The 26,436-nt window shown below is 64.3% G+C and carries 24 protein-coding genes and 2 tRNA genes; 12 read left to right on the forward strand and 14 right to left on the reverse strand.

The features are described 5' to 3' along the window. Window positions 1–531 precede the first annotated feature (531 nt). Window positions 532–1,746 (forward strand): EAL domain-containing protein, encoded by a 1,215-nt coding sequence (locus N2604_RS00475; protein ID WP_260373333.1) that lies wholly within the window; start codon window positions 532–534, stop codon window positions 1,744–1,746. 180 nt (window positions 1,747–1,926) lie between these two features. Here the strand turns inward: N2604_RS00475 and N2604_RS00480 are convergent, their stop codons facing one another. The 10 genes from N2604_RS00480 to N2604_RS00525 form a co-directional block, all read right to left on the reverse strand. After that, entirely contained in the window at window positions 1,927–2,211 is a 285-nt protein-coding gene (locus N2604_RS00480; protein ID WP_260373334.1) for a hypothetical protein, read from the reverse strand. 128 nt (window positions 2,212–2,339) lie between these two features. Beyond that, entirely contained in the window at window positions 2,340–3,200 is an 861-nt protein-coding gene (locus tag N2604_RS00485; RefSeq protein ID WP_260373335.1) for a DMT family transporter, read from the reverse strand. 427 nt (window positions 3,201–3,627) lie between these two features. Then, window positions 3,628–4,767, reverse strand: coding sequence for an FAD-dependent oxidoreductase (locus tag N2604_RS00490; protein ID WP_260373336.1), 1,140 nt, complete (start codon window positions 4,765–4,767; stop codon window positions 3,628–3,630). 295 nt (window positions 4,768–5,062) lie between these two features. Then, window positions 5,063–6,352, reverse strand: a complete 1,290-nt coding sequence (locus N2604_RS00495; protein WP_311739789.1) for a reverse transcriptase domain-containing protein — start codon at window positions 6,350–6,352, stop codon at window positions 5,063–5,065. A 612-nt stretch (window positions 6,353–6,964) separates the two neighbouring features. Next, window positions 6,965–7,054 (reverse strand) — tRNA-Ser (locus N2604_RS00500). Between the two features lie 92 nt (window positions 7,055–7,146). Beyond that, entirely contained in the window at window positions 7,147–7,752 is a 606-nt protein-coding gene (locus N2604_RS00505) for a GDYXXLXY domain-containing protein (protein ID WP_260373337.1), read from the reverse strand. Then, the gene (locus N2604_RS00510) at window positions 7,749–9,020 is read right to left on the reverse strand and encodes a DUF2157 domain-containing protein (protein WP_260373338.1); all 1,272 of its coding nucleotides are present in this window, start codon (window positions 9,018–9,020) and stop codon (window positions 7,749–7,751) included. Before N2604_RS00510 ends, N2604_RS00505 begins: the two co-directional genes overlap by 4 nt. A 665-nt stretch (window positions 9,021–9,685) precedes the next feature. Next, window positions 9,686–10,666: a tripartite tricarboxylate transporter substrate binding protein gene (locus N2604_RS00515; RefSeq protein WP_260373339.1), complete on the reverse strand. Its 981-nt coding sequence runs from the start codon at window positions 10,664–10,666 to the stop codon at window positions 9,686–9,688. Window positions 10,667–10,741: 75 nt separating this feature from the next. Continuing rightward, window positions 10,742–12,382, reverse strand: coding sequence for an FAD-dependent oxidoreductase (locus N2604_RS00520; RefSeq protein ID WP_260373340.1), 1,641 nt, complete (start codon window positions 12,380–12,382; stop codon window positions 10,742–10,744). A 238-nt stretch (window positions 12,383–12,620) separates the two neighbouring features. Further along, window positions 12,621–12,710 (reverse strand) — tRNA-Ser (locus N2604_RS00525). 146 nt (window positions 12,711–12,856) lie between these two features. On the opposite strand from N2604_RS00525, the gene N2604_RS00530 reads away from it, so the two are divergent. Then, window positions 12,857–13,720: an alpha/beta fold hydrolase gene (locus N2604_RS00530; RefSeq protein WP_260373341.1), complete on the forward strand. Its 864-nt coding sequence runs from the start codon at window positions 12,857–12,859 to the stop codon at window positions 13,718–13,720. A 173-nt stretch (window positions 13,721–13,893) separates the two neighbouring features. On the opposite strand, the gene N2604_RS00535 is transcribed toward N2604_RS00530, so the two are convergent. Then, a complete protein-coding gene (locus tag N2604_RS00535) occupies window positions 13,894–15,024 on the reverse strand; it encodes an ROK family protein (protein ID WP_260373342.1) in 1,131 nt (376 codons plus the stop codon). A gap of 332 nt (window positions 15,025–15,356) precedes the next feature. On the opposite strand from N2604_RS00535, the gene rplU reads away from it, so the two are divergent. The 3 genes from rplU (at window position 15,357) to N2604_RS00550 (ending at window position 16,857) form a co-directional block, all read left to right on the forward strand. After that, window positions 15,357–15,743 (forward strand): 50S ribosomal protein L21, encoded by a 387-nt coding sequence (gene rplU / locus N2604_RS00540; RefSeq protein ID WP_126261262.1) that lies wholly within the window; start codon window positions 15,357–15,359, stop codon window positions 15,741–15,743. Window positions 15,744–15,845: 102 nt separating this feature from the next. Next, window positions 15,846–16,115 (forward strand): 50S ribosomal protein L27, encoded by a 270-nt coding sequence (rpmA, locus tag N2604_RS00545; RefSeq protein WP_260373343.1) that lies wholly within the window; start codon window positions 15,846–15,848, stop codon window positions 16,113–16,115. A gap of 148 nt (window positions 16,116–16,263) precedes the next feature. Then, window positions 16,264–16,857, forward strand: a complete 594-nt coding sequence (locus N2604_RS00550) for a GNAT family N-acetyltransferase (protein WP_260373344.1) — start codon at window positions 16,264–16,266, stop codon at window positions 16,855–16,857. A gap of 168 nt (window positions 16,858–17,025) precedes the next feature. Here N2604_RS00550 and N2604_RS00555 read toward each other — a convergent pair whose 3' ends face one another. Beyond that, window positions 17,026–17,940 (reverse strand): DMT family transporter, encoded by a 915-nt coding sequence (locus N2604_RS00555; RefSeq protein ID WP_260373345.1) that lies wholly within the window; start codon window positions 17,938–17,940, stop codon window positions 17,026–17,028. A gap of 253 nt (window positions 17,941–18,193) precedes the next feature. Here N2604_RS00555 and N2604_RS00560 point away from each other — a divergent pair, with 253 nt between their 5' ends. The 4 genes from N2604_RS00560 (at window position 18,194) to proB (ending at window position 23,092) form a co-directional block, all read left to right on the forward strand. Continuing rightward, window positions 18,194–18,676, forward strand: coding sequence for a MaoC family dehydratase (locus N2604_RS00560; RefSeq protein ID WP_260373346.1), 483 nt, complete (start codon window positions 18,194–18,196; stop codon window positions 18,674–18,676). Between the two features lie 85 nt (window positions 18,677–18,761). Further along, a complete protein-coding gene (gene obgE, locus N2604_RS00565; protein WP_057026545.1) occupies window positions 18,762–19,802 on the forward strand; it encodes a GTPase ObgE in 1,041 nt (346 codons plus the stop codon). Between the two features lie 99 nt (window positions 19,803–19,901). Then, window positions 19,902–21,536, forward strand: coding sequence for an alkaline phosphatase family protein (locus tag N2604_RS00570; RefSeq protein WP_260373347.1), 1,635 nt, complete (start codon window positions 19,902–19,904; stop codon window positions 21,534–21,536). A gap of 434 nt (window positions 21,537–21,970) precedes the next feature. Then, window positions 21,971–23,092: a glutamate 5-kinase gene (gene proB, locus N2604_RS00575; RefSeq protein ID WP_260373348.1), complete on the forward strand. Its 1,122-nt coding sequence runs from the start codon at window positions 21,971–21,973 to the stop codon at window positions 23,090–23,092. A gap of 18 nt (window positions 23,093–23,110) precedes the next feature. Here proB and N2604_RS00580 read toward each other — a convergent pair whose 3' ends face one another. Continuing rightward, on the reverse strand, window positions 23,111–23,281 hold the full coding sequence (locus tag N2604_RS00580) for a type II toxin-antitoxin system RelE/ParE family toxin (RefSeq protein ID WP_260373349.1): 171 nt from the start codon (window positions 23,279–23,281) through the stop codon (window positions 23,111–23,113). Window positions 23,282–23,395: 114 nt separating this feature from the next. Next, window positions 23,396–23,674 carry a type II toxin-antitoxin system ParD family antitoxin gene (locus tag N2604_RS00585; RefSeq protein ID WP_260373350.1) on the reverse strand — a complete coding sequence of 93 codons (279 nt, stop codon included), beginning with the start codon at window positions 23,672–23,674 and terminating at the stop codon, window positions 23,396–23,398. A 193-nt stretch (window positions 23,675–23,867) separates the two neighbouring features. Between N2604_RS00585 and N2604_RS00590 the strand changes: the two genes are divergently transcribed. The 3 genes from N2604_RS00590 (at window position 23,868) to rsfS (ending at window position 26,393) form a co-directional block, all read left to right on the forward strand. Next, window positions 23,868–25,163 (forward strand): glutamate-5-semialdehyde dehydrogenase, encoded by a 1,296-nt coding sequence (locus tag N2604_RS00590; protein WP_260373351.1) that lies wholly within the window; start codon window positions 23,868–23,870, stop codon window positions 25,161–25,163. Between the two features lie 19 nt (window positions 25,164–25,182). Then, on the forward strand, window positions 25,183–25,827 hold the full coding sequence (locus N2604_RS00595) for a nicotinate-nucleotide adenylyltransferase (RefSeq protein ID WP_260373352.1): 645 nt from the start codon (window positions 25,183–25,185) through the stop codon (window positions 25,825–25,827). Between the two features lie 209 nt (window positions 25,828–26,036). Continuing rightward, window positions 26,037–26,393 carry a ribosome silencing factor gene (gene rsfS / locus N2604_RS00600; RefSeq protein WP_018643875.1) on the forward strand — a complete coding sequence of 119 codons (357 nt, stop codon included), beginning with the start codon at window positions 26,037–26,039 and terminating at the stop codon, window positions 26,391–26,393. The last annotated feature ends 43 nt before the right edge of the window (window positions 26,394–26,436 follow it).

Here is a 26,436-nt window from a genome sequence, read left to right on the forward strand (position 1 = left end):
ATCGCCCTGACAGCACGAACCTGAACCACCAATACATCATTCGCCGCATCGACATAGCTGTAGTCCTCGACAGCCCTCCACCGGCTCGGGGGACCTTTAGCGCGAGTGCGGCAACGCGCGTGTGATGTGCTTCACATTCTTGGCCGCCAGCCCGGACCCGTTGTCGCAGAACCGTCACGCGCGGAAGGCCGCGATGCGCGCATCGCGGGAAGGCGCGAGATGAAAGCCGCCGCCGATTAACGCTGCGCCGGCTTCATCGCCGCCTCGGAGCAACCCGCGCGCCTGCATCCTTCGACGCCGTCGAGCGGCACGTCGCGCGCCAAGCACGCGCGGAGGCATTTCACCTGCAACAACCGGCGCTGCGCGTGTGGTGCTCGGGTATGCGAATTCTTTTCGAAGATTCTGTCGACAAATTAGCTCGAATTGCAGGGCTTAACGTTACTCAGATAATTCAAGAACGATGTGATGCTCTCCTTATTTGAACCCACGCTCCGCGGTTATGAAACCGTCACGGAACGGGAGTGGTATAGGATGAACGATGGGATGACTGAGCTCGTCGGACGAAGGCCTGTGACCTTCGGACGGCGAAAGGTGACGCCGCGCGCCTGCGTTGCCGACAGCAAGCGTCACTTGCGCGCCTTTCTCAGCGAGATCCTCGAAGATCTCGGCTTCGTCACCTGCGAATGTGCCAGCGCCGACGAGCTGCAGACCGTGCTCGCCAGCGAATTGCCGGACCTGATCCTGCTCGGCGTCGCCGCCGATGGCATCGAGCCGGGACGATTCCTCGAAATCCTGGTGCGCGAGGCATTTGCCGGCAGGGTTCTCGCCGTCGGCGCCCGCGATTCGATCATCGTCAAAGCCGTGCGGCAGGTCGGTGAGGAATACGGCCTTGCGATGCTGCCGCCGCTGACGACGCCCTTTGCCGCGGAGACGCTGCGCGAGCGCGTTGCCATGCTGCTGCCGGAGGAGCCGGCGCCGAGCCCGGCCGTGCATGTCGGCGAGGCCCTGCATGCCGGCTGGCTCGAGCTCTGGTACCAGCCCAAGATCGACGCGCGCACGCTGGTCCGCAACGGCGCCGAGGCCCTGGTGCGAATGCGGCATCCGACCTGGGGCGTGGTGCCGCCGGCCTATTTCATCCCGGAGCCGCACGATCCGCATCTTCGCGAGCTGTCGGAGTTCGTGATCGATCGCGCCATGCAGGACTGGCACTATCTTCTCGAGCAACAAAGTCCGGTCGACCTGTCGATCAATCTTCCCGCCTCCTATCTCAGGGAGCCGCAGGCGGTGCGCGATCTCTGCCGCCGCGTGCCGACGCACCCGGCCTTCGGCGGACTGACGGTCGAGATCGACAGCGAGGAGGCGATCCGCGAGCTCGATCTCCTGGCCGAGGTCGCGCGCGAGGTCGGCCTGCACAATATCGGCCTGTCGATCGACAATCTCGGCGCCAACTGGCCACAGCTGATGGACCTGGACAAAATTCCCTTCGTCAAGCTGAAGGCCGATCGGCAATTCGTCACCGGCAGCGGAGGCGACCGGTTGAAGCGCACGGTGTGCCGCCACATCGTCGAGCTGGCGCAGGGTTTTGGCGCGAGCGCGGTGGCGCAAGGTGTCGAGAGCCGCGCCGACCTCGTCGCCGCGAACGAAGTCGGCTTCGACCTCGTGCAGGGCTTTCTGTTCGGCAAGCCGATGCCGCTGAAGAAGTTCGCGAAGGCCGCGCTGACGCGAACGGTGATGGGGCAGCAGTGAGGCGCTGCCCTCACGCAAAGCGCCGCGCGAAGAAGACACGCGCGGTCGCGCGATCCGCTCGCACGGGAGGACGGCTCGCCTAAAGCGCGATGAGATTGGGATGAATCATCATCGCGCTTTAGGTTGTTGTTCACGCATGATCTTTCCGGAAAACCGCTCCGCACTTTTCCGGATCATGCTTTAGCGGCAGACCCAGACGCCGTTGACCAGCACGCGGGCGCAGGTCGGCGCCACGACGGCGGCTCCTGCGGCTGCTGCACCTACGGCCGCGCCACCGACCACGGCACGACGCGTCGTTCGACGGGCGACGCCCGCGACACTCGCCGGCGTCGCCGGCCGCCCGACGCGGGCTTCCGCGCTCTGGATCGCGAATGAAAGACCATCCTCTGCCGACCACTGCACCGAGGTCAATGCTGCGCAGACAACAACGGCGCCCGCCAACCACAATTTGGTTCCCTGTCGCATGACGTCCTCCTTCGCGTTTTGACCAGGCTGTTTGCTCGTAAAGGCAGCCACCGCGCCGGGACGGCGTTGATCTAGATCAAGGTTTGGCGGTCGCGGACATTGATGGGGAGACGAGAGGCGGGAGGGCCTCACGCAAAGCGCCGCGCGAAGAACACGCAGGCGACCACGATTCCGGTTGCGGCGATCATGCTTGCTGCGACCGGCTCGCCCAGCAGAAGGCCGGCGAGCGCCAGACCGAAGAACGGCTGCAGCTGCTGCAGCTGGCCGACGCGGGCAATGCCGCCGATGGCGAGCCCGCGGTACCAGAAGATGAAGCCGACGAACATGCTGAAGACGGAGACGTAGGCGAGCCCGATCCAGGCGGGCACCTTGATGCCGCTCCAGACCGGCGGCCACGTCAGCACGGCGAGCACCAGCATCAAGGGCAGCGCCAGCAGCAGCGCCCAGGAGATCACCTGCCAGCCGCCGAGGCGGCGCGACAGCGCGGCGCCCTCGGCATAGCCGAGGCCGCACAGCACGATCGCGGCCACCATCAGCAGATCGCCTTGAAGCGAGGCCGCGCCGTCACTGGTGAGGGCAAAGCCGGCCACGGTGGCGCTGCCGAGACCAGCGAACAGCCAGAACAGCGGCCGCGGCCGCTCGCCGCCGCGCAGCACGCCGAAGATCGCGGTCGACAGCGGCAGCAGGCCGATGAAGACGATGGACCGCGCGGACGTGATGTGCTGGAGCGCGAGCGCCGTCAGCAGGGGAAAGCCGACCACGACGCCGATGGCGACGATGCCGAGCGAGGCAAGGTCCCGCCGCTGCGGCCGCGCCTGACGGAGCAGGGCGAGCACCAAAGCCCCGATCAGCGCCGCGATGACCGCGCGCGCCGAGGTCAAAAACAGCGCCGAGAAGCCGCCGACCGCCACGCGCGTCGCCGGCAGCGAGCCGCTGAAGATGATGACGCCGAGAAGCCCGTTGCCCCAGCCGCTGGCGGAAGAGTGCATGTTGGTCTCGCTTGGGTAGGGGCGGCTGGCCCGGTGCCGTGGCGGTTGAACGCTTCGCGTGATGGCATGGAACAACAAAAGTTCGAAAACAACCCCATGCACAGTAGACGGGGGTTGCAAGATCAATGGGTTAGGTAGGGGCTGGATCAGGTGCGGGTCGGGCGGGGTTTTGGGGGCCGAAAAGTCGGGGGATCGTGGTTTGACTCGCCTGTCCAGCGCACCCGTGCGAACCGACGAGGATTGGCCGCAATCGTTGCCGCCCATCCGAATGACGTCTCCCGTGATTTGCTTCGTCGGGCAAAACAGGAGCATAGTGGCATCGTCGCAAGAGGTCGGACAGGCAGGGCTTTGGCCCGGGCCTCGTGAAGGCGTTTGCCGCCGGACGGTGCGCGTTTTGTGCACTGTCACTGCAACATCCAGCATCCGCTCAGGCAAATCGAGAATATCGGGAAAGCTGAAAGAAGGGTTCTGCTTCGTACGACGGATCGGTGGCCAGGCGAGCAAGCCTTTGCCCGATGGCGGGCGCGAACTTCGCACCATGGCCTGAACAAGCGGAGCAGACGATCAGGCGGGACTCCGGCCAGCGATCGATGATGAATTCCTCGCCCGCATCGGGCCGGCGGTCGGCGGGCGCGGTGTTGGTGTAGAGGCAGACGTCGCGATCGATGATGGACCCGGCCGCGCCCGGGACGAGGGCGGCCAACGCTTCGCCGACCGGACGGAGTTCGGCATCGCTGGCCTGCGGGCCCCAGTCGTCGGGGCCGACCACGGGCCCGTGGTTGTGAGGCGCAGCTTTGACGCCGCGCTGTTCGAAGTCCGGAAAGCCGTAGACGATGTTATCAGGACCTCGGTCCAGAATGAAGATCGGGAAACGATCGAGCGCCACGCTGTCGGGGCTAGCAGGCGCGAACCAGCCGACCGCCTGTCGGGTCACGTGAAGCAGCGCGCCTAGTCGCGGGAGTGCGCGACCGAGCCATGGGCCCAGCGCCAGAATCGCGCGCTCGGCGAAGAACTCTTGGGTCGCCGTGCGGATCGATACGCCGTCGTGGTGCGACGTGAAGCTCGCGCGTTCCGGAATCACGCAGGTGCCGGCGCGTTCGCGCATCAGTTTCATGACGACCTCGGTGCGCAGGATCGCGCCACCGTCCTGGACGACGACGTCCCAATCGCCGGGCAGGGTGAAAGCCGGAAATTCCTTGTTCGCTTGAGCCGCGGTCAACATCGGATCCGGACGCCCTTTCGCGATCGCGGCCGCGCGCGAGGACGCCACCATGGCGGAGCCGGGGCGGCCGGCCTCCAAAACAGGGGTTTCCGTCAGAATTGTTTGACCGCTTTCGCTCTGCAGCCGGATCCAGCCGGCATGCGCCTCGTCGCTCAGGCTGGTGTAGTTGGGGTTTTCGAAATTGAAGCGCCGGAAAATTCGACATGAACCATGCGACGAGCCTCGATCCGAACCTGCTGCGACAGGGTCGAAGCCGAGCGCATCGACGCCGGAATCCAGCAATGCGCCCAGCGCTGCTCCGCCCATGAGCCCCAGACCCAGCACGGCGACTTCGCATTTTCGCATGAAGACCTCGCAAGCGATGCTACGAGGCGCCGATCATCCTGATGATTTCGCGTGTTTGCAAGATCTACGGGAGGCGGTTACGGCCGGCATCGACAACGCCATATCAGATCAATGGGGAAGCAATCAGCGCCATCAGGTCCGTTCCTGTCATCGACGGCCTGCGCGCGTCAACTGCGCTGGTGCATGATTTGACGCTGGTGACGCCCAATGATCGCGATGTTGCGGGGCTGGGGTGAGCGTGGTGAATCCGTTTGAGAGCCGATAGACGGGGCATCGAGCGTCTCACCCACACAGACTATTCGCGACGTGAGTCACCTCCTCCTTCGGCTCGACCATATTGATAGTCCATGTCATCGAAGTCGCTCGATGCCTCCACCTGATCTAGGCTCCCGATTCCGAGGAAATTTCGTCCCCGCTCCGTCACGTTGTCTAAAATCGATCTCCCAAACACGTCTTCATAGATCCCCTCCATTATCTTCCGGGTACAAGAGCTCAATTCTGATTGCAGCGCAGGAAAGTTGTAAGCGTCGCGATAGGCTCCGAAGTACGCAGAAACGGACCTTGAGAGATCAACTACGGTTTCCTGAAAGTCACTTCCCTCTTTCGATCGGGTTTCAAAGTTGAATTGGTCTTCCAGGGACTCTCTGATCTTTGCAATGTGCGCTCTAGAAATCTTGGAGACGAATCGCTGCTCGGAGGTGAGAAAGACTATTTGGCGTCCCAAGAAATCGACTGGCTGTTGAGGCCCGATGAGGCGGGTCTTCGATCGATCGGACAGTTCGGGGATCGAGAATCCGAGGCGATTCAAACGGTCCGTTATGAACTTGAGCCCGTCCTTAGCTTTCTGCTCTGTCTCATAGAAGAGCAAGATGTCGTCCGCGTACCGTATCATCTCCATCTTCACGCATTGGACATCGTTGTCGAACGGCGACAAGATTAGATTGGCTAGAATTGGAGAGAGCGGCATTCCCTGGCGGAGCCCAACTCCTGGCTTGATACCACGCGTCTTGAGAATCGGACGTAACCGACTTTCATCGCGAATTTCACAGTCGATGAACCTCTTGACCAAAGGCGCGACGCTACTGCGAGGCAGAGTGCGGTCTACCTTCTCCTTGAGAGGGCCACGAGGAATACGATCGAAGAAGCTCTCTATATCTGTTTTGAGGCACCATCCAAATTGCGGTCTAAGTTCAAGTGCCCGAGTGATGGCCGCCTTCGTGCCGCGCCCTTCGATGAAGCCGTAAGACGAAGAGTTGTAGATCGGAAGTTTCTTTCCCGCGGTGAAATGCTTCACGAGCGCTCGCTGAACGATCCTATCCTTGATCGTGGGAATGCAGATCAATCTCTTTTCGTTAGACGCCGATTTCGGTATCGCCACCCCTCTCAACTTTGATGGACCATACTGTCGATCACGGATCGTCTTTGCGAGAGAGGCTATGTTAGTTTCGAGTCGGGTCGCAAATTGAGCTGCAGTGATCCCATCCACCCCAGGGCCCCCAGCTTTGGACGTACTGTCTGGTGACAGCCGCCATGCGTGCATCAGCTTCGATTTCGAAAGGATGCGGCTCGGCGTTGAGGTGGACATCGTTCTCCCAGGCTTAGGGTCGAGACTATGTGGGTGCACCTAAGCCTGATTGAACGGGACGCCAACGCAGCGTCATGGACGCTTGTGCTGGCAGGTGGAGCTTCGCGGCTGCCACGCTGTCGCGCGACCCGCTGGGCCCCTGACAGATGACCGTCTGGAGGTCAAGCCAGACCTGCAGACACACCATCGCCGCCAAGCTCGCGAAAAGAACAAATCGCGAACACGCAGTGCCGGTTCTCCGTTTCCGGCCCTTGGCCGCCTCGTCGTAAAGGCCCTCAGCCCTGCTCTTACGTTTATGCACCCTGGGCATCGGTCCCTCCGTTGCTCTGTCGCGCCAACGCAGCGTCATGGACGCTTGTGCTGGCAGGTGGAGCTTCGCGGCTGCCACGCTGTCGCGCTGTCGCGCGACCCGCTGGGCAACTGACAGATCACCGTCTGGAGGTCGTCTCGGGTAAGAAACGGCTACCAACGATGCGAAATTAGTGATTGCGTCTGGAACAAGCAACCTTTGGTGGAGCGCTTTGCCCAGAAAAATTGCCGGGGCGAAGCAGTGAGATACCATCGCTGTTTACCGCGAAGGATTTAGCGATCTGAGAGGAGCATTTCAGCGGCTGGCGGAGAGGGAGAGATTCGAACCCCCGGTAGGCTTGCACCTATGCCGCACCTCGAGCGCGGTGCATTCAACCACTCTGCCACCTCTCCTGTAGGCGCCACTGAGAGGCTGCGGCCCCTCCCGCAAGCGGGAGAGGCGAACGAGCGCCGCGGCAATCGATCCCCCTAGCGGCATTCCCGCCCTAATACAACGGCTCCTCGTACACCCCCTTGCCATCGAGCAGCAGGCGCTTGATCGCGGCGCGGCCTGAGGGCAGCACGGCGGCGACGATGCGCAGCTTCTGCTGGTTGCGGGCCTGTTCGAGCGTCCTGCCCTCGCCTTCGGGCACGAAATAGCTTTCGAGACCGTATTTGATCGTCAGCTTGTCGCAGAAGGCGGGGCTGGTCGTGCCGCAGGTGTAACTGACGCGGCCGCGGATCAGGATTTCGGGTGAGGCGACAGCAACGGGCTCGGCATGCACCGAGACGGCCTCGTAAAGCCCGCTGGCGTTGGGCGCGAGCTTGACGAACACGACCGGGTTGCGCGTCCCGGACGGCTTGCCGGTGAGCGGCCCCGCCGGCAGCTGCGAGATGTCGTAGCGGAGCACGACATAATCGCCGCGCAGGAGATCGCGGGGATCGACGGGCTGGGTCTGCAAGGTGACCTCGACGCCTTCGCGCAGGATCTGCATGCGATCGGCGACCATCAGGACCAGCAGCGCGCACTGGATCAGGATGGCGGCACAAAACAGCACGGCTTTCGGGATGCGCCGCCACAACGCGGCCAGGGGTGCGATCATCCCGTTCATCGCGCGGCCCTCGGCAGCATGCGATTGAGCGCGGTCGCAAAGGCGACGGCGGCGACGCCCGCCGCGCCGAGGAATGCCGAGCGGCGCAGCAGCGATCCCTTCACCGCCCAGGTGATGCCGGCGATCACCCCGGCAATCCCGAGCCAGCCCGCGACGATACGCGGACGCACGTCATCGAGCATGCCGGAGACGACGAGACACAGCATAGCCGAGAGCAGCGCGGCATAAGCGAGCCAGGATTCGCCGGCCATGGATGCCGGCCAGACCGGCGCCGCGAGCAGGACCAGGGCGATCGCAGCTGCTGCAAGCAGCTCTCCCGCGCGCCTGGTGATGGCAGCCGAGGCCAGCGCAAGGATCACGCCGGCAATTCCGCACGCGATCGCCCAAAGCGGCTGGCCCGCACCAGACCCGTCGCGGAAGCGGACGAGATCGTCGACCGTCGTCACCTCCAGGAATGCGGCAACGGCCAGTGAAAACGCGCCGTAAACCGACAAAACGCTGCCGAGCCGGAGCGCTCGCGGCGACGGCGCGGCGGCAATCGCGAGCCCGGCGCCGAACAGCAGCGCCGCACCGTTCGCGAGCACGAAGGACGGCTGGGCGCCGTCGAATTCGAAGCGAAGCGACGTCGCGACCCACCACGGCAGCACCGCGATCGCGACGAGATGGGCCGCGACGCGGGAATGCCAGGCGAAGGCGAGTGCGGCGGCGAACAGCCAGACGATCAGGAACGGAAGATGCAGGACATCGGGCGCATCGTAGACACGCATGCAGGTCCAGACCGAGGCGGCGACGAGACCGACGGCAAGCGCGCCGCGCGAGCCGGTCAGCAAAGCTGTGGCGAACGCGCCGATCGACCACAACAGCATGCCGCCGGCGAAGTCTTCGCCGAGGTGGTACATCTGCCCGACCAGCGCGATGCCGGCGCCGAAGATGATCGCACCGACGCCGGCACAGAGATCGGCGAGAACGGTGCGCTGCCTCGCGGCGAACCAGGCGCCGAGACCGCCGGCAACAGTCATGCCGGCGATCAGGATCGCAAACCGCACCAGCCGCGCGACCTCGGTCCAGTGCGCCGCGATGAAGGCGAGGAACGCGGCGGCGATCAGGAGGCCGCCGACGATGGCGACGACCATTGCGATGTTGATGCCGGGCGAAAGCGGCGGCAGTGCATGACGGATGGAGGCGGCGGCCGCCGGCGCAATCACGCCATCGGCTTCCCATTGCGCAAGATCAGCTTCGAGGCGTTGCCGGTAGGTTTTGTCGAACATCGTCGTGAATTACCTGCCGCCAATCAGCCGGCGGGACGTTGCTTGGTCGGATCGAGCGGGCGACGGGTTCAAGCTTCTACGCGCGGAAGTGCTATCGCATGTGAAATGCACGGGCACTGTCTGCAGGCTTGCTCCGCCTCTCCCGCTTGCGCGAGAGCATCGGCCGCCTTCGGCGGCCGTCCTTCAAAAGGACGCCGAGGCGTAGCCTCGGCTATCGCGCTCGCAGAGCGCGGCGGGTGAGGGCTCTCGCCGCACAGGGACGTCCTCAGTTAATCTCGATGATCTCAGCGCGGAGACACCCTCTCCCCACCCCTCCCCCGCAAGCGCCGGGCTATCGCATATCACTCGTGGCGGCGGCCTGCGCGCACGCCTCGTCCTTCGAGACGGCGCTTATGCGCCTCCTCAGGATGAGGCTAATCAGCGTCAGCGCTCGTTGAAAACTGATGCCGCGCACTCCGCCCTCATCCTGAGGAGCCCGCCCAAAGCGGGCGTCTCGAAGGATGGCCGCAGGGAAAATTCTCAAATGCGATAGCCCTGACCGCAAGCGGGGGAGGGAGCCCACTGCCGATGCCGCTGCATTTTGCACATCATATGCGATTGCCCTGCGCTTGCGGGAGAGATTGCACCGAGTCCGCGGCGATCGATTCGACCAAAAGCGATGCGCTCTAGTTTCCCTTGATCCCCGCCTCGCTGATCAGCTTGCCCCATTTCGCACTTTCGTCCTGAATGAAGCGGCCGAACTGCTCCGGCGAGGTCGGCGCAGGCTCGGCGCCGAGGGTCCGGATCTTCTCCGCCACGGCAGGATCCTTCAGCGCCTTGGTGAAGGCATCGTTCAGCCGGCCAATGACATCCGCCGGCGTGCCGGCGGGAGCAACGAGCCCGAACCAGCCGACGGATTCGAAACCGGCAATGCCGCTCTCCGCCAGAGTCGGCACATCGGGCAGGGATGCAAGGCGGCGCGCGGAGGAAACGCCGATCGCGTTGAGCTTGCCATCGAGGATCAACTGTCGCGATGCCGGAATGTCCAGCACCGCGAACGGGACATGGCCTGCGAGAACATCGACCGCCGCCGGCCCCGTCCCGCGATACGGCACCAGCTCCATCGCGATCCCGCTCCTCTGCGTGAACAGCGCGGCGGTCAAATGCATCGCCGTCGAGTTGCCGCCATGCCCGATCGACAGCGCACCCGGCCTCGCCTTGGCGAGCGCGATGGTCTCCGCAGGTGTGCGCGCCGGGATATTCGCGGATGCGACCAGCACGAAGGGGATTTCCGCGAGCAGGGTGATGGGCGCGAGATCCTTCAGCGCGAACGGCATCGCGGCATTGAGGTGCGGATTCACCGTCAGCGCGCCTGCCGGCGCCACGCCGAGCGTATAGCCGTCGGGCTTCGCCTGCGCGACTGCGGCCATGCCGATGTTGCCGCCGGCGCCGGCGCGGTTCTCGATCACGAGACTCTGCTTGAGCTCGGCCGAGACCAGCGGCTCGAGCGCGCGGATGACGGTGTCGGCGCTGCCGCCGGGCGGGAAGGTCACGATGATCTTGATCAATTGCTCGGGATAGGCGGCTCGGGCCGCCTCCAGTGGCAACAACGCGAAAGAAGCGGCCGTCAGCGCGGCCAGGATGCGGCGCCTTGCAACGTGAAACACGTTCTCCTCCTCGAGGTGCTTTTGCTCTTGCACGACCGGCGGCCCGCGCCGCCGGACTATCCGTTTGAAGTCGCCTTACGCCGCCGCGCCAGTGATGCGCGCCAGCAAGCCCAGTGGATTTTCGGGCGCGGTCTGCCCGCGCCAGGCGATGTGCTGGTCCGGCCGCGCCAGCACGAGCTTCTCGGCATAGGCGCCGTTCGCCTCCTCCGGCGCGACGTCGACCAGCGCCAGCGGCACGCTCCGCTGCTTTGCAGCGTCTTGCAGCCGCGTCACATCGATCGCCGGGTCGAACCGCAGCAAGGTGTAGCCGGGGCCGAAGGCGTCGTAGAGCGAGCGTCCGTCGCGCAGGAACAAATGCGGCGCGCGGGCGCCCGGCACGGTGGAGGGCGTGAAGCTGCCCATCGCGTAAGGCGGCGGCGTCTCGCCGTCATAGGCGATGATCGGCGAGGCATCGTAATAATAGCCGAAGTTGAGGCCGGCGCAGCAATATTGCTGCACGTTGAGATCGTAGGCCGCTCGCGCCAGCGCCGCGCGCGCCGCGTGGCCGCGCGGCGTGTCGTCCTCGATCTCCGCAGACACGCCGCCGCGCTGCGCCATCATCTTCATCGCGTGGTCCATCGCAAACCGCGACACCTGCTCGGTGATCGGCTGGCGCTCCGCCTCATAGGCATCGAGGATCGCAACCGGCGCCCAGCCGATGAGATGCGCCGCCAATTGCCAGCAGAGATCGACGGCATCCGCAATGCCCGCATTCATGCCGTAGCCGGCATAAGGCATCCACAGATGCGCGGCGTCGCCGCAGATGAAGACCCTGCGGTCGCGGAAGCGGTCGGCCACGAGGCGGCGCCCGACCCAGTCCTCCTTGCTGAGCACGCGGTATTCGAAGCGCTCGTCGACGCCGAGAATGGCACGGATGGCCCAGTCGCGATCGACCGAGTCGAACTCGGGCTCATCCGGCTTCAGATGATTGTGGATCAGCCAGCGGTCATGGCCGTCGATCGCAACCATGGTGCCGGAGCGGCGCGGATTGAGCGAGAGCACCATCCAGGCCGGCTTGTGCGCCCCCATCAGCTCTTTCAGTTGCGGCGCTTCGATGAAGGTCGACTGCACGCGCTGGATCACCGGCGTACCGGACAGGCTCGCACCGATCGCTTTCCGAACTAGGGACCGGCTGCCGTCGCAGCCGATCACGAAGCTGGCTTCGATGCGGAGCGAATGTCCGCTGTCGAGATCGCGCGCCAGCGCGACGACATGGTCGTCGTGCTGCGCGATGTCGGTGATTTCGGTGCGCGAAAGGATCTTGATGCGTGATTGCGCGGCGGCATGGCTGAACAGGATCGGTTCGAGATAGATCTGGTTGATCCGGTGCGGCGGCTCGGGCGTCGGCCACCAGGTGTCGGGGCCGCCGGTCGCGCTATAGCGGCGCGCGCGGGAGGGAATGTCGATGCGGCAAAGCTCGATGCCGGTCGCCGTGGTCCGATAGGAGCAATCGTTGGGAAAGTCCGCAGGAAGCCCCGCATCGCGCAAGCGAGCGGCAATTCCGAGCCGTCGAAAAACCTCCATCGAGCGCGCGGACACGTGATTGCACTTGACGCTGGGCGGATCGCCGGCGTGACGGATTTCCGCGACGACGACGTCGATTCCGCGCGAGGCGAGATCCATCGCCGCGGTCAACCCGACCGGCCCGGCGCCCACCACCAGCACTTGCGCTCTCATGCTTGCTCCAATCCTTGCCGCGGATTCTTTCCGTCCGCACATCATGCAATTTATTGCAGGTCCGCTTATGAGATAAGCCGGAAAGAACTCATCAATTCATGAGCTTTTCAGATGAATGTCGGCTTTGCGCCAGTTGCGGGCCTTCGCCGGCGTCTCCCGGAGGCGCGGTGCTGGCCGGCCGAACGGCACCGCCATCAGGCTGATTTTACGGAGCTATTTGGAAGCGTCGTCGTTGAGCTGGCGGAGAGGGAGGGATTCGAACCCCCGATAGGCTTGCACCTATGCCGCATTTCGAGTGCGGTGCATTCAACCACTCTGCCACCTCTCCTGAAGGCGCCATATAGAGGCAGGGCCCCTGTGGTTGGGGCGTTAATAGGCGAGGATGGCGGGCCAGACAAGGCGCGAAAGGGGAAAATCCGCTGCCTCTTTCAGCTCTTGTCGTCCCCTTGTCCCTTCAAGGCGTGAGGAACCGGTATGGAGCACCTGACCATCAAGGCCAACGGCGCCGATTTCCACCTGGTCCGCGCTGGGCAGGGCAAACCGCTGCTTTTGCTGCATGGCTGGCCGGAATTCTGGCTGACCTGGGAGCCGGTGATGTCGAGGCTTTCGGACCGGTTCACGCTTGTCGCGCCTGACCTCCGCGGCTTCGGCGACAGCGACAAGCCCGATGGCCCTTACGGACCGGACGGCCATGCCGCCGACATGCTGGCGCTGATGGACGGACTCGGCATCGACCGATTCGGCGTGGTCGGCCACGATGTCGGCGGCGCTGTCATGCAGCCCCTGGCCCGGCAGGCGCGCGAGCGGGTGTCAGGGCTGTTCTTCTTCGATTTCGTCTATCCCGGGATCGGGCCGCGGATGGCGGCACCCGATCGGCTCAACCACATCTGGTACCAGTCCTTTCACCAGATGGAGATGGCGCCAAGGCTCATCAGTGCGAGCCGGGAGAGCTGCCGGCTCTATATCAGCCATTTCCTTACCGGCTGGGCGCACCGGAAGAACGCCTTCGACGACGTGCTGGAGGCCTTCACGGGCAATTTCGTGAAAGACGGCAACCTCGCCGGCGGCTTTGCGCATTACCGCGCCTCGCGCGCCGGGCGCGTGGCGATGATGAAAGGCGAAGCGCCCACGCTGCCGCCGATCGAGGTGCCGACCTGCGTGCGCTGGGCCGAGCACGATCCGTTGTTTCCGTATCGCTGGACCGACCGGCTGTCCGAGACCTTCGGCGATCTCGATCTCAAGATGTTTCCGGATGTCGGCCACTTCCCGCATCGGGAAGATCCGGATCGCGCGGCACGCGAGATCGCGGCATTCTTTCAGCGCATCGGCTGGAGCTGAGGAGAAAACGGGGTGGGACCGCCAGACGCGGTAAACACTGGCGGTCCCGTGCCGCTCATTGAAATACTGGCCGTGAAGGGCGGCTTCGCCGGCCGAGTGGAAGCGACGATTCGACCCTAGCGTGCGGCGGGCTTCCCGCAACGCAATCCGTCCCTTAACCTAACCGGTCAAGGTTACTCCTTGTCCGCTTTGCCCTTTTTCTTCCCGTTCTCCGTGGAATCACGGTCCTTGCCGTTGCCGTTCTCCTTGCGGCGATTGGTGAAGCGCGCGTTGCCGAGCCCGGTGCCGATGGTGAGCACGCCCCAGCGCTCGACATGCTGCATGAACGGCACTTCCGACAGGCCCTGAACGACGCCGTCATTGTGCATCAGGACCGCGGTGTCGTGCTCGCCGATCTGCGGAATGGCCTCGACCAGGCTCGCCGGCAGGTTGAACTTGCTGCTCTCCCAATTGCCGGGGAGGTTCTGCGCGCCTTTCTCGATCGAGCCGTCCGCATTGATCACGCCGGGACAGGCGATGCCGATGAAGGGTGCGAGCTTGAAGCCTTCGGCCGCGGCGTCCTCAACGAGGCCTTGCAGCATCTTGACCAGCCGCTTCACCGCAGCTTCGCGGCTCGGCTCGTCGTCGGCATGGCGCCACAGCTCGGATTTGAAGACGACCGCCTTGGACAAATCGGGCGCCTTCTTCCAACGGGTCTCGACGATGCCGCAGCGGATGTTGGTGCCGCCGATGTCGACGGCGAGAATGCTGTCATAGGCCTCGAAAATCCAGGACGGCGCGAGGTGCAAGGCTCCGATCAGGCCGGCATCATCGGGATCGAAGCGAATCGGCACCAGGTCGACCTTGAAGCCCTCCGATTTCAGGATGATCTCGGCCCGCGCAATGGCGATCTCGCCGAGACGGCTGGCGCGAAAGCCGCCACCGACCACGATGCATTCGGTCTTGGCCCAGGCCTTGGTCTTGAGGAATCGCCGCGTGACGTAGGCGAGCTCCTGCGCGAAGTCCTCGATCGCGCTGTGCACCACGGCGGTGGCCTCGGTATCGTCGCCGACCAGAACGGCATCCAGGACCTTCTTGCTGATCTTGTCGGACGGCTCGTCGCCGAACGGATCCTCGCCGCTCTTGCGCAGCGGCTTGCGCCATTCTTCGAGGATCTCGCGAAAGGCGCCCTTGCTGGCGCGGTCGCCGAGAAACCCGTCCTCGTCCTTGATCTCGATGTTGAAGCTGTCGACATCGACCGACGGCAGGCGGCTCGCCCCGTGCTGGGCGATGCCCGTTGTCTTGACCAGTTCGTCCGTCGCCATGATAGCCCTTGCCCGCGTGTCCAATTCGCGAGGACACAACGGGGAGGGAACCCTTTGGTTGCACGCGGGCGGAAGATTCCGCCATCCCGCTGGAATTGCGCCAAATCCTTCAAATCCGGGCGGTTTTTGCCCAGTTTTCCTTGACTCTGGGCGGATGGCGGCTATAAGTCCCACAGCCGGCGCGGGGCGTTTCTCGCGCCGCTTGTTTTTGCGTGGGTTTTCAAAGGGATAACTCCCGCCCACGCAGACTCGCATAAACCATTAGCGACTGACAAAAAGCCGGCCCGGACGATACGCGTCCCGAGGCCGGGATTGAACACGGAGAAAGAACGATGTTCGCAGTCATCAAAACCGGCGGCAAGCAATACCGCGTCGTGCCGGATGATGTTCTCGAAGTAGGCAAGATCGAAGGCGAAGTCGGCTCGATCGTGCAGTTGAATGAAGTTCTGGTGGTCGGCGGCGACACGCCGGTGCTGGGCGTTCCGACGGTCGCAGGTGCGTCCGTCGCGGTCGAGGTGCTCGACCACAAGCGCGGCCCGAAGGTCATCGCCTTCAAGAAGCGCCGCCGCAAGAATTCGCGCCGCAAGCGCGGCTACCGCGACGAGATCACCGTGCTGCGCGTCAGCGAGATCCTGACCGACGGCGCCAAGCCCACCAAGGGCCCGCGTCCGAAGAAGGAGAAGGTGGCGAAGGAGCCGGCAGCGGAAGCTGCCGAGTAAGGAAAATCGATCACGCCAATTCACGAATTGATGCGTGAGAAATTTTGAAATGATTCCGTCAAGGAATTGACCTAGAACTACGCAGGATTTCGGAGACGAGCCATGGCTCACAAAAAAGCAGGCGGTTCATCGCGCAACGGTCGCGATTCCAAGGGCAAGCGCCTCGGTATCAAGGCGTTCGGCGGCGAGATCGTCACGCCCGGCAACATCATTGCGCGTCAGCGCGGCACCACCTGGCACCCCGGCCTCAATGTCGGCATGGGTACGGACCACACTCTGTTTGCCAAGATCGAGGGCCGCGTTGCGTTCCAAGCCAAAGCCAACGGCCGCACCTTCGTATCGGTGCTCCCGATTGTCGAGGCTGCTGAATAGACGGTGGATCAAATTGGAGTCCGCCGGTCCCGACTGAACCGGCGGAGTCCTGAAGATCCCAACAGATCGAAGGCTCCAAGGGGAGGCGGGAAACCGGCCTCCCCTTTTCTTTGCTCACTTTGAATTAGTGACTTTCACGGAGCCGGACATGTTGCAGGATTTTTCGAGCGTGACCTTGGCCGAGGCGAGACCCAGCGTCGTCGCCACAGAGCGGCTGACCTTGCGGCGGCCGACGCTGGCCGACGTCAGGGCCATCGCCCGGCTCGCCAATGACCGCCGCGTCGCCGAGAACACGCGCCGCCTGCCGCATCCCTATTCGCAGGACGACGCCGTCGAATTCATCCGCGCCACCGCCGAACTCGGAGCTGAGACCGTGTTCCTGATCGAGCACGATAGCGGGCCGGTCGGCATGGTCGGCATCGATTGCTCCAAGCCCGGCAATGCCGAGCTTGGCTACTGGCTCGGCATCGAGCATTGGGGCCGGGGCTTTGCCACCGAGGCTGCACGCGGCGCGATCGACTTCTTCTTCGAGGAGTTCGAGGACGAGCATCTCTATGCCGGTGCGCGCGTCACCAATCCGGCCTCGCGCAAGGTGCTGGAGAAGTGTGGCTTCCAGTGGAGCGGCGTCCAGCTGCACCGCTTCCTGGCGCTGGGCTCCTCCACGCCTGTCGACTGCTTCCGCCTGTCGCGCGGCGTGTGGGCCTCGCTGAAGAGCTGGAGCAGTGCGAGGCGGGTGCGGTAACTTACCCTCCCCTGGAGGGGGAGGGTCGATCGCGCACAGCGCGAGCGGGGTGGGGTGATCTTTCCACTCGGGCAGTATTCGACGCGGAGAGACCATCACCCCACCCCGCTACGCATTTCGCTGCGCTGCATGCGCAGCGACCCTCCCCCTCCAGGGGAGGGTGGGGGATCACGCCGGCGGATTCACTTCGTCGCCGGGACGTCCCAGATCCCGCTCGCGCAAGTAAATGTAGAACCCGGCGCCGATGATGATCGCGGCGCCGGCGAGTGTTGCGATCGACGGGACGTCGCCGAACACGACGAAGCCGAAGATCACCGCCCAGACGATCATCGAATATTGATAGGGCACCACGACGCTGGCCGGCGCCAGCTTGAGCGAGCGGTTGACGCAGAACAGCGCGGTCACCGAAACGCATCCGGCGAGCGCGAAGATCACGAGGCTGCCTGGCGTCGGCGGCACCCAGTGGAACGCCGACAGCACCGCCCCCAGCGAAAACGTGCCGATGAATTGCGAGGACGCCATCACGATGTCGGGCGTCTTGCGCAGGCTGCGCGTGATCAGCATCAGGGTTGCGAAGGAGAGGCTGCCGCCGAGCGCAATCAGCGCCGGCAGGCTGACGGTCTGCGCCGACGGCCGCAGCGCGATCAAGACGCCGCAGAAGCCGATCAGGATCGCGGTCCAGCGCCGCCAGCCGACCTTCTCGCCCAGAAAGATCGCCGACATCGCGGTGACGAAGATCGGACCTGCGAGATAATAGGTGATGACGTCGGCGAGCGGCAGATAGACGGTTGCGAGAAAGAAGGCCGCGACCTCCAGCGTCGACAGCACGACGCGAACCAGCTGCAGGCCCGGCCGCTCCAGATGCAGGAACAGGTCGCGCTGCTTCCAGATCAGCGGCGACAGCAGGAGCAGCGCCGCGCAGGCGCGCAGGAACAAGAGCTGCCCCACCGAATAGGTCCCGACCAGGAACTTGCCCATGGCGTCGCCGAACGAGAACATGAAGATCGACAGCACCATGAGTCCGATGCCGGCGAGGCGCGCGGAGCGATCGTCATAGGCGGAGAGATTCTTGAACAGGGGCATTGCGGTCATTCGTGGGAAGCGTCATTGCGAGCGCAGCGAAGCAATCCAGACTGTCTCCGCAGCGGCAGTCTGGATTGCTTCGCTGCGCTCGCAATGACGGTGAGAAAGCGGCGAAAGCAGCGACCAGAGTCGCTTGCGGTCGTTTTAATGACGTGAGCCGCCGGGACAAGCCCGCTAGCGCCGAATTGAACGGATTGTCGCACTCTTCGCATCGCGGTAGCGATACAGGCCACATCGACAGAAGAGCCCTGACATGACCGATTTCGATCCGGCCCGGCATCGCATGATCCCGACGCAACGCTGGTTTGAGGATTTCGTCGTCGGCGAACGCTTCGTGCTGCCGAGCCGCACCCAGACCTCGGCATTGTTCGCCGCATTCCAGACCGCGAGCGGCGACACCCATCCCGTGCACTACGACGTGGAATATTGCCGCAGCCGCGGCATGCCGCATCTGCTCGCCCACGGCTTCCAGACCCTGATCCACACCGCGCCCGGCGCCGGCCTGTTTCCGTTCCTGGTCGAGGAGTCCCTGGTCGGCTTCCTCGAGCAATCGAGCCGCTTTCTCAAGCCCGTGTTCGCCGACGACACCCTCTATCCTGCGCTGGAAGTCATCGAGCTAGTGCCGGGGCGCACCACCGGCACGGTGACGCTGCGCAGCACCGTGTTCAACCAGCGCAAGGAGCTGGTGCTGGAGGGGATGCAGAAGTTCCTGATCCGGCGGCGGCCGGCCGGTTAAGGAAGGACGGAAATCGCTTAAAATTCGGCCGTTTCACGGGCCAATTCAGGTTGCCGGAGGGGACCGGCTGGCCTACCTATGGCCCATGAAATTCCTCGACGAAGCAAAGGTCTATATCCGCTCCGGTGACGGCGGGAACGGCTGCGTGGCGTTCCGCCGCGAGAAGTTCATCGAATTCGGCGGCCCCTCCGGCGGCAATGGCGGCCGCGGCGGCAATGTCATCATCGAGGTCGCAGACGGCCTCAACACGCTGATCGACTACCGCTACCAGCAGCACTTCAAGGCCCAGAAGGGCGAGAACGGCATGGGCTCGGATCGCCATGGCGCCAACGGCAAGAACATCGTGCTGAAGGTTCCGGTCGGCACGCAGATCTTCGACGAGGACCGCGAGACCTTGATCCACGACTTCACCAAGGTCGGCGAGAAATTCGTGCTGGCCGAGGGCGGCAATGGCGGCTTCGGCAATGCGCATTTCAAGTCGTCGACCAACCGCGCCCCGCGCAACGCCAATCCCGGCCAGCCCGGCGAGGAGCGCTGGATCTGGCTGCGGCTGAAACTCATTGCCGACGCCGGCCTCGTCGGCATGCCCAATGCCGGCAAATCGACCTTCCTCTCCAAGGTCAGCGCAGCGCGGCCGAAGATCGCCGACTATCCCTTCACCACGCTGCATCCGCAGCTCGGCGTCGTGAACGCCGACGGCCGCGAATTCGTGCTCGCCGACATTCCCGGCCTGATCGAGGGCGCACATGAAGGCACCGGCCTCGGCGACCGCTTCCTCGGCCATGTCGAGCGCTGCCGCGTGCTGCTGCACTTGATCGATGCCACCTGCGAGCATGCCGGCAAAGCGTACAAGACCGTGCGCAAGGAGCTCGACGCCTATGGCGGCCAGCTCACCGACAAGATCGAGATCGTCGCGCTGAACAAGATCGACGCGGTCGAGCCGGACGAGCTGAAGAAGCAGAAGGACCGCCTGAAGCGCGCCGCCAAGAAGACGCCTCTGCTGCTCTCCGGCGCCACCGGCCAGGGCGTCAAGGAGGCGTTGCGTGCGCTGGCCGATGTGATCGGCGAGAGCCCGGTGTCCGCAAAGGCGAAGAGCGCGGCCGAAGCGGAGCCGTGGTCGGCTTGAGGTAAGCACCGCTCTCTCGAAACCTCTCCCTTCGGGAGAGGTTTTCTTCGCGCCATCGATAGCGCAATATCGGGCAAACGAAGCGGTGGAGCGAGAAGCATGGCGCACGCGAAGAACGTTCTCTGGATCATGTGCGACCAGCTTCGCTACGACTATCTCGGCTGCACCGGCCATCCCACGCTGAAGACGCCGAACATCGACGCCATGGCGAAGCGCGGCGTGCTCTTTACCAAGGCGTATGTGCAATCGCCGATCTGCGGCCCGTCGCGGATGTCGTTCTATACGGGCCGCTACATGCGCTCGCACGGCTCGCACTGGAACGGCTGGCCGCTGCGGGTCGGCGAGCCCACGCTCGGCGATCACCTCAACAAGATCGGCGTGCGCAACGTGCTGGTCGGCAAGACCCATATGGCGCCCGACATCGAAGGCATGAAGGCGCTCGGCATTCCCCCGGAATCGATGATCGGCGTGCATGTCGCCGAATGCGGCTTCGAGCCTTACGAGCGCGATGACGGCCTGCATCCGACCGGGCGGCCGCGGCCGAAATACGACGAATATCTGCGAAAGCACGGTTTTGAAGCCACCAATCCCTGGGAGCATTGGGCCAATTCCGGCGCTGCTGACGACGGTAGCTTGCAGAACGGCTGGCTGCTGGTTCACGCCGACAGGGCCGCGCGCGTGCCCGAAGAGCATTCCGAGACGCCCTACATGACGCGGCGCGCGATGGACTTCATCAGCGAGGCCGAGACCGACGGCAGGCCGTGGTGTTTGCATCTGTCCTACATCAAGCCGCACTGGCCCTATATCGCGCCCGAGCCCTATGCCAGCATGTATTCGACCGATGACATGATCCCGGCGATCCGCTCCGAGCGCGAGCGGCAGAATCCGCATCCGGTGTTTGGCGCCTATATGGACATGCGCTACTCCCGCAACATGGCGCGCAATGATGCCCGCGAGAAGGTGATCCCGACCTATATGGGCCTGATCAGCCAGATCGACGACCAGATGGGCGTGCTGATGAAGTTTTTAGGTGAGCGCGGCCTGCTGGACACCACCATGATCGTGTTCACCTCCGATCATGGCGACTATCTCGGCGATCACTGGATGGGCGAGAAGGACCTGTTCCACGAGCAGTCCGCGAAGATTCCGCTGATCATCATCGATCCCTCGCAGGAAGCCGACGCCACGCGCGGCACGCGTAGCGACGCGCTGGTGGAGGCGATCGATCTCGCCCCGACCTTCCTCGATTATTTCGGCGGCAAGGTGCCGGGCCACATCCTCGAAGGACGTTCGCTGCTACCGCTGCTGCGCGGGCCCACGCCGCCGGATTGGCGCAAGGTGGCATTTTCCGAATACGACTATGCCATGCAGGACGTGCGGCTGAAGCTGAACCAGCCGATCGAGCGCTGCCGCCTGTTCATGGTATTCGACGGCCGCTGGAAATACATCCACGCCTCCGGCTTCCGCCCGATGCTGTACGACCTCGAAACCGATCCGGACGAATTTCTGGATCGCGGCGACGACCCGGAGTGCGCCGGCGTCATCGCGCGGCTGAAGGCCGAGCTGTTCGACTGGGCGCTGCATCCGAACGATCACATCACCACACCGCGCGAGAAGATCGCCACCTATGCGGACAATCAGCTCCAGGTGAAGGGCGGCTTCCTGATCGGCATCTGGGACGAGAAAGAGCTTGCCGCGATCCGCGACGACATCGCGCAGCGCGCGAAGATGTGAGCAAGGGAGCGCAGCTCTCTCAACTCGTCATGCCCGGGCTTGACCCGCCTGCGCGGCCGAAGCCGCTTCGGCGCGGCGAAGGCCCGGGCATCCACGTCTCACCTCCTTCGCGGGAAGTACGTGGATGGCCGGGTCAAGCCCGGCCATGACGGTGGAGTATGGAGCGCGGGCGAAGATTCAATTCTCGATCTTGTAGCCCGTCGCCTTCACGATCGGCTGCCACAACGCAGTGTTCGCGGCGAGCTCTCCCCTCCCATTGTCGTTGGCCGCAGTTAGAGCCAGGCGGACGCCCGGCACAAGGCCGACATGTGCCGTTTACCATGCCGGCCGCCTTGCGCCGGTCACCATCCTGCTGCAAAAGCAGGGCTCATCGGCGCCGCCTGTCGCTCCGCCGTTTCCCGAGCAATTCGCATCCAGCGCCAAAATAAACACACATGGCCAGCCCCGAACTCAGTCAATTCCGCCGCATCGTCGTCAAGGTCGGCTCCGCGCTGCTGGTCGATTCCGACAAGGGCGAGGTGCGCTCCTCCTGGCTCGCCGCGCTCGCCGACGACATGGCCAAGCTGCACCAGGAAGGACGCGACGTCCTCGTCGTTTCCTCCGGCTCGATCGCGCTCGGCCGCAGCCGGCTCAAATTGCCGCGCGGCCCGCTGAAGCTGGAAGAGAGCCAGGCCGCGGCTGCCGTCGGCCAGATCGCGCTGGCGCGGATCTGGTCGGAGGTGCTCGGGGCGCACGGCATCGGCGCCGGCCAGATCCTGGTGACGCTGCAGGACACCGAGGAGCGCCGCCGCTATCTCAATGCGCGCTCCACCATCGGCAAGCTGCTGGAATGGCGCGCCATCCCCGTGATCAACGAGAACGACACGGTCGCGACCACCGAGATCCGCTACGGCGACAACGATCGCCTCGCCGCGCGCGTCGCGACCATGGCGAGCGCCGACCTGCTCGTGCTGCTGTCCGACATCGACGGGCTCTACGACGCCCCGCCGAAGAACAACCCGAAAGCAAAGCTCATTCCCATCGTCGACAGCATCTCCTCGGAGATCGAGGCGGTGGCGGGCGATGCCGAATCCGAGCTGTCGCGCGGCGGCATGCGCACCAAGGTCGAGGCGGCCAAGATCGCGACGACCGGCGGCACGCACATGCTGATCGCCTCCGGCAAGATCGAGCATCCCCTGCAGGCGATCGCCGATGGCGGTCGCTGCACCTGGTTCCTGACGCCGGCCAATCCCATCACCTCACGCAAGCGCTGGATCGCAGGCACGCTGGAGCCGAAGGGCACGCTGACCATCGATGCCGGCGCCGTGACCGCGCTGCGCGCCGGCGCCAGCCTGCTGCCGGCCGGCGTGATCAGGGTCGAGGGCCAGTTCGCCCGCGGCGATGCCGTGATCGTGCGCGGTCCCGACGGCAGCGAGGTCGGCCGCGGCCTGATCGCCTATGACGCCGACGATGCCGAGCGGATCAAGGGCCGCTCCTCCCCTGATGTGATGACCATCCTCGGCATCAGCGGCCGCGCCGAGATGATCCACCGGGATGATCTGGTGGTGGGCGGGTGAAGGCCGAACATACGCCGGCTACTGCATATCTTCGACGCTAATATCCTGCCTGCCGTGCATGACGCGGATAATTTCGACGCCGTCCGGTAGCGGAGCGTAGAAGATCACATAATTGCCGACCGCGAAGCTGCGCAGGCCGGCCTTTAACTCGCGGCGTTCCCGTCCTGCGAGCGGATTCTCCAGGAGCATCTCGAAGATCTCACCGATGCGTGCGATCTGCTTGTCTGCGGCCCGGACACGTTTGAAGCAATGAATTCCCAGATCGAATCGAGATCAAGGTCCGCTTGCGGGGATTTGCGGAATCTATTTGCCACGTTTGCGCGCGGCCAAACGTTGCCGTCCCCGCGCCTTGATGTCGCTCATCCATTTCTGGACATCGACCTCTTCCATCGGCCCGCTGTCAAAGCCCTTCTGGATCTCCTCCCGCAGCGCCTCCAGCTTGAGTTTGCGCCGCTCCTCGCGCTCCTCGACGAGGCGCAGGCCTTCGCGCATCACCTCGCTCGCGCTGGCATAGCGGCCGCTCTCGACCAAGGTGTCAATCAGGTCCTCGAAATGCTTGCCGATGCTGTAGCTGCTCGCCATGGGACGGCTCCATTATCAAAATATGATACTTATTGATATTTAGCGATCCCGCAAGGATTCGTCGGGCCTCCGGCCCTACAAGGCCATTGGCCCACCCAGCAGCGCGAACCGAACCCCTGCCATACCCTCCCCGCCCTTCGCAAAAGCGGGATTTCCGTGCTAGGACACCGCCTTAGCAGAAGGTTGAACTCCCATGGCCGCCCCCCTCAAAGCCGTTGACGGCAATGCCGATCTTCAGACGCTGATGTCCGATCTCGGAACCCGTGCGCGCGCCGCCGCGCGCGTGCTGGCGCTGGCGCCGCCGGAGCAGAAGAACCGGGCGCTGGAGGCGATGGAGCGGGCGATCCGCGCCAACGCGGCGAAAATTCTCGCCGCCAATGCCGAGGACGTTGCGGAGGCCCGCGCCTCCGGCAATGCCACCTCCTCCTTCATCGACCGCCTGACGCTGACGCCGGCGCGCATCGAGGGCATGGCCGAAGGCATCGGCATCGTGCGCGGCATCGCCGATCCCATCGGGGTCGTCATCGAGCGCTGGCAGCGGCCGAACGGCATGACCATCGAGCGCGTGCGGGTGCCGCTCGGCGTCGTCGGCGTGATCTTCGAGAGCCGGCCGAACGTTGCGGCGGATGCCGGTGTGCTGTGCCTGAAATCCGGCAATGCCGTGATCCTGCGCGGCGGCTCGGACAGTTTCCGCTCGTGCCGCGCGATCCATGAATGCCTGGTGCAGGGCCTGCGCGAAGCGGGCCTGCCGGAAGCTGCGATCACGCTGGTGCCGACGCGCGACCGCGCGGCGGTCGGCATGATGCTGTCGGGCCTGAGCGGCGCCATCGACGTGATCGTGCCGCGCGGGGGCAAGAGCCTCGTCGCACGCGTCGAGCAGGAGGCGCGCGTGCCCGTCTTCGCGCATCTCGAAGGCGTCAACCACGTCTATGTCGATGGCAGCGCCGACCTCGCCATGGCGAAGTCGATCGTGCTCAATGCCAAGATGCGACGCACCGGCGTCTGCGGCGCAGCCGAGACGCTGCTGGTCGACAGCGCTGCAGCCGGCAAGAGCCTGAAGCCGCTGGTCGAGATGCTGCTCGATGCCGGCTGCGAGGTGCGCGGTGACGAGGCCGTGCAGAAGACCGATGCGCGCGTCAAGCCGGCGAGCGACGAGGATTGGGACACAGAATATCTCGATGCAATCATCGCGGCGAAGGTGGTGGACGGTGTCGACGGCGCGATCGCACACATCCAGGACCACGGCTCGCATCACACCGATGCAATCGTGAGCGCGGATGAGGCTGCGGCGCAGAAATTCCTCAGCGAGGTCGATTCCGCGATCGTGCTGCACAATGCCTCGACGCAGTTCGCCGATGGCGGCGAGTTCGGTTTCGGCGCCGAGATCGGGATTGCCACCGGCCGTTTCCACGCCCGCGGCCCCGTCGGCGCCGAGCAATTGACGAGCTTCAAATATCGCGTCCACGGCACCGGGCAGACCCGGCCGTAGACGTCGCGGGGCGCGGGCATTGAGCAACAATCTCGTCGTGCCGCGCTTCGTGGCGCAAGCGGTTCCGCCCTCGACGCCGGGCATGCGCATCGGCCTGCTCGGCGGCTCGTTCAACCCGCCGCATCAGGCTCATCGCGCCATCAGCCAGTTCGCGCTGAAGCGATTGCAGCTCGATCGCGTCTGGTGGCTGGTCACGCCAGGCAATCCGCTGAAGGAGAACGGCACGCTGCAGGAGCTCGGCGCGCGCATGCAGGCTGCGCGCGACGTCGCCGATGATCCGCGCATCGAGGTGAGCTGTCTCGAATCCGTCATTCGCACCCGCTATACTATCGACACGATCAACACCTTGCGCCGCCGCTTCCCTGGCTTGCGCTTTGTCTGGATCATGGGCGCCGACAATCTCGCTCAATTCCACCGTTGGCAGGACTGGCGGCGCATCGCCGCCCAGGTGCCGATGGCAGTGATCGATCGCCCACCGCAGAGTTTTCGCGCGCTCGGATCGCCCGCAGCCCAGGCGTTATCGCGCTACCGTCTGCCCGAGAAAAAGGCAGCTCTGCTTGCAGACCGGCCGGCACCGGCCTGGGTGTTCCTGACCGGATTGAAGCTGAATCTGTCCTCGACCGGCCTGCGGAACCCGGACGGGAGCTGGAAAGGTACGAAGTGAGACGGAGTGTGCCGGCGTCGTGGGGGATATCGGGCTCTCTGGCATATTGAAACCCTTAACCCCACATGATGTAGTGTCACCCGTGAGCGCCGGATTCGGTCCTCGCGATACAGTGAAAGGAATGGTCCCTGGCCACATCTGTATTGTCCAAGTCTGTTTTACCCAAGGTTGCTAAGCCTACGCGTAAAACATCGACCAAAGCTGCGGCCTTGAAGGCGCAACCCGACGCCGACAAGACGCTGAGCCTGATCCTCTCCCGCCTCGAGGATATGAAGGCGGAAGAGACGGTCACCATCGACCTTCGCGGCAAATCGGCATACTCCGACTACATGATCGTCACCACCGGCCGGGTGAACCGGCACGTCGGCGCGATCGCGGAGAACGTGACGAAGGGCCTCAAGGAAACCGGCATCAAGAACATCCATGTCGAGGGCTTGCCCAATTGCGACTGGGTGCTGATCGATTCCGGCGATGTGATCGTGCACGTGTTCCGACCCGAGGTCCGCGAGTTCTACAACCTGGAGCGGTTGTACACGCAGGGCCCAGGGGCGGCGAAGGCGATCTAGGCTCGAAGGCGATATAGGCTCACTGCCGATTTCGAATCGGCAG

The sequence above is a fragment of the Bradyrhizobium sp. CB1015 genome (genome assembly GCF_025200925.1).
Taxonomy (GTDB): domain Bacteria; phylum Pseudomonadota; class Alphaproteobacteria; order Rhizobiales; family Xanthobacteraceae; genus Bradyrhizobium.

Excerpts from the sequence above, each read along its gene's own strand:
- N2604_RS00585 (WP_260373350.1), bottom strand. The coding sequence starts at position 23,674 with ATGGCGAGCAGCTACAGCATCGGCAAGCATTTCGAGGACCTGATTGAC.
- N2604_RS00535 (WP_260373342.1), bottom strand. The coding sequence starts at position 15,024 with ATGGCGACGGACGAACTGGTCAAGACAACGGGCATCGCCCAGCACGGG.
- proB (WP_260373348.1), top strand. The coding sequence starts at position 21,971 with ATGGCCAGCCCCGAACTCAGTCAATTCCGCCGCATCGTCGTCAAGGTC.
- N2604_RS00550 (WP_260373344.1), top strand. The coding sequence starts at position 16,264 with ATGTTGCAGGATTTTTCGAGCGTGACCTTGGCCGAGGCGAGACCCAGC.
- obgE (WP_057026545.1), top strand. The coding sequence starts at position 18,762 with ATGAAATTCCTCGACGAAGCAAAGGTCTATATCCGCTCCGGTGACGGC.
- N2604_RS00520 (WP_260373340.1), bottom strand. The coding sequence starts at position 12,382 with ATGAGAGCGCAAGTGCTGGTGGTGGGCGCCGGGCCGGTCGGGTTGACC.
- N2604_RS00560 (WP_260373346.1), top strand. The coding sequence starts at position 18,194 with ATGACCGATTTCGATCCGGCCCGGCATCGCATGATCCCGACGCAACGC.
- N2604_RS00555 (WP_260373345.1), bottom strand. The coding sequence starts at position 17,940 with ATGCCCCTGTTCAAGAATCTCTCCGCCTATGACGATCGCTCCGCGCGC.
- N2604_RS00490 (WP_260373336.1), bottom strand. The coding sequence starts at position 4,767 with ATGCGAAAATGCGAAGTCGCCGTGCTGGGTCTGGGGCTCATGGGCGGA.
- N2604_RS00475 (WP_260373333.1), top strand. The coding sequence starts at position 532 with ATGAACGATGGGATGACTGAGCTCGTCGGACGAAGGCCTGTGACCTTC.
- N2604_RS00530 (WP_260373341.1), top strand. The coding sequence starts at position 12,857 with ATGGAGCACCTGACCATCAAGGCCAACGGCGCCGATTTCCACCTGGTC.
- N2604_RS00580 (WP_260373349.1), bottom strand. The coding sequence starts at position 23,281 with ATGCTCCTGGAGAATCCGCTCGCAGGACGGGAACGCCGCGAGTTAAAG.
- N2604_RS00495 (WP_311739789.1), bottom strand. The coding sequence starts at position 6,352 with ATGTCCACCTCAACGCCGAGCCGCATCCTTTCGAAATCGAAGCTGATG.
- N2604_RS00480 (WP_260373334.1), bottom strand. The coding sequence starts at position 2,211 with ATGCGACAGGGAACCAAATTGTGGTTGGCGGGCGCCGTTGTTGTCTGC.
- N2604_RS00505 (WP_260373337.1), bottom strand. The coding sequence starts at position 7,752 with ATGAACGGGATGATCGCACCCCTGGCCGCGTTGTGGCGGCGCATCCCG.
- rpmA (WP_260373343.1), top strand. The coding sequence starts at position 15,846 with ATGGCTCACAAAAAAGCAGGCGGTTCATCGCGCAACGGTCGCGATTCC.
- N2604_RS00510 (WP_260373338.1), bottom strand. The coding sequence starts at position 9,020 with ATGTTCGACAAAACCTACCGGCAACGCCTCGAAGCTGATCTTGCGCAA.
- rplU (WP_126261262.1), top strand. The coding sequence starts at position 15,357 with ATGTTCGCAGTCATCAAAACCGGCGGCAAGCAATACCGCGTCGTGCCG.
- N2604_RS00590 (WP_260373351.1), top strand. The coding sequence starts at position 23,868 with ATGGCCGCCCCCCTCAAAGCCGTTGACGGCAATGCCGATCTTCAGACG.
- N2604_RS00485 (WP_260373335.1), bottom strand. The coding sequence starts at position 3,200 with ATGCACTCTTCCGCCAGCGGCTGGGGCAACGGGCTTCTCGGCGTCATC.
- N2604_RS00570 (WP_260373347.1), top strand. The coding sequence starts at position 19,902 with ATGGCGCACGCGAAGAACGTTCTCTGGATCATGTGCGACCAGCTTCGC.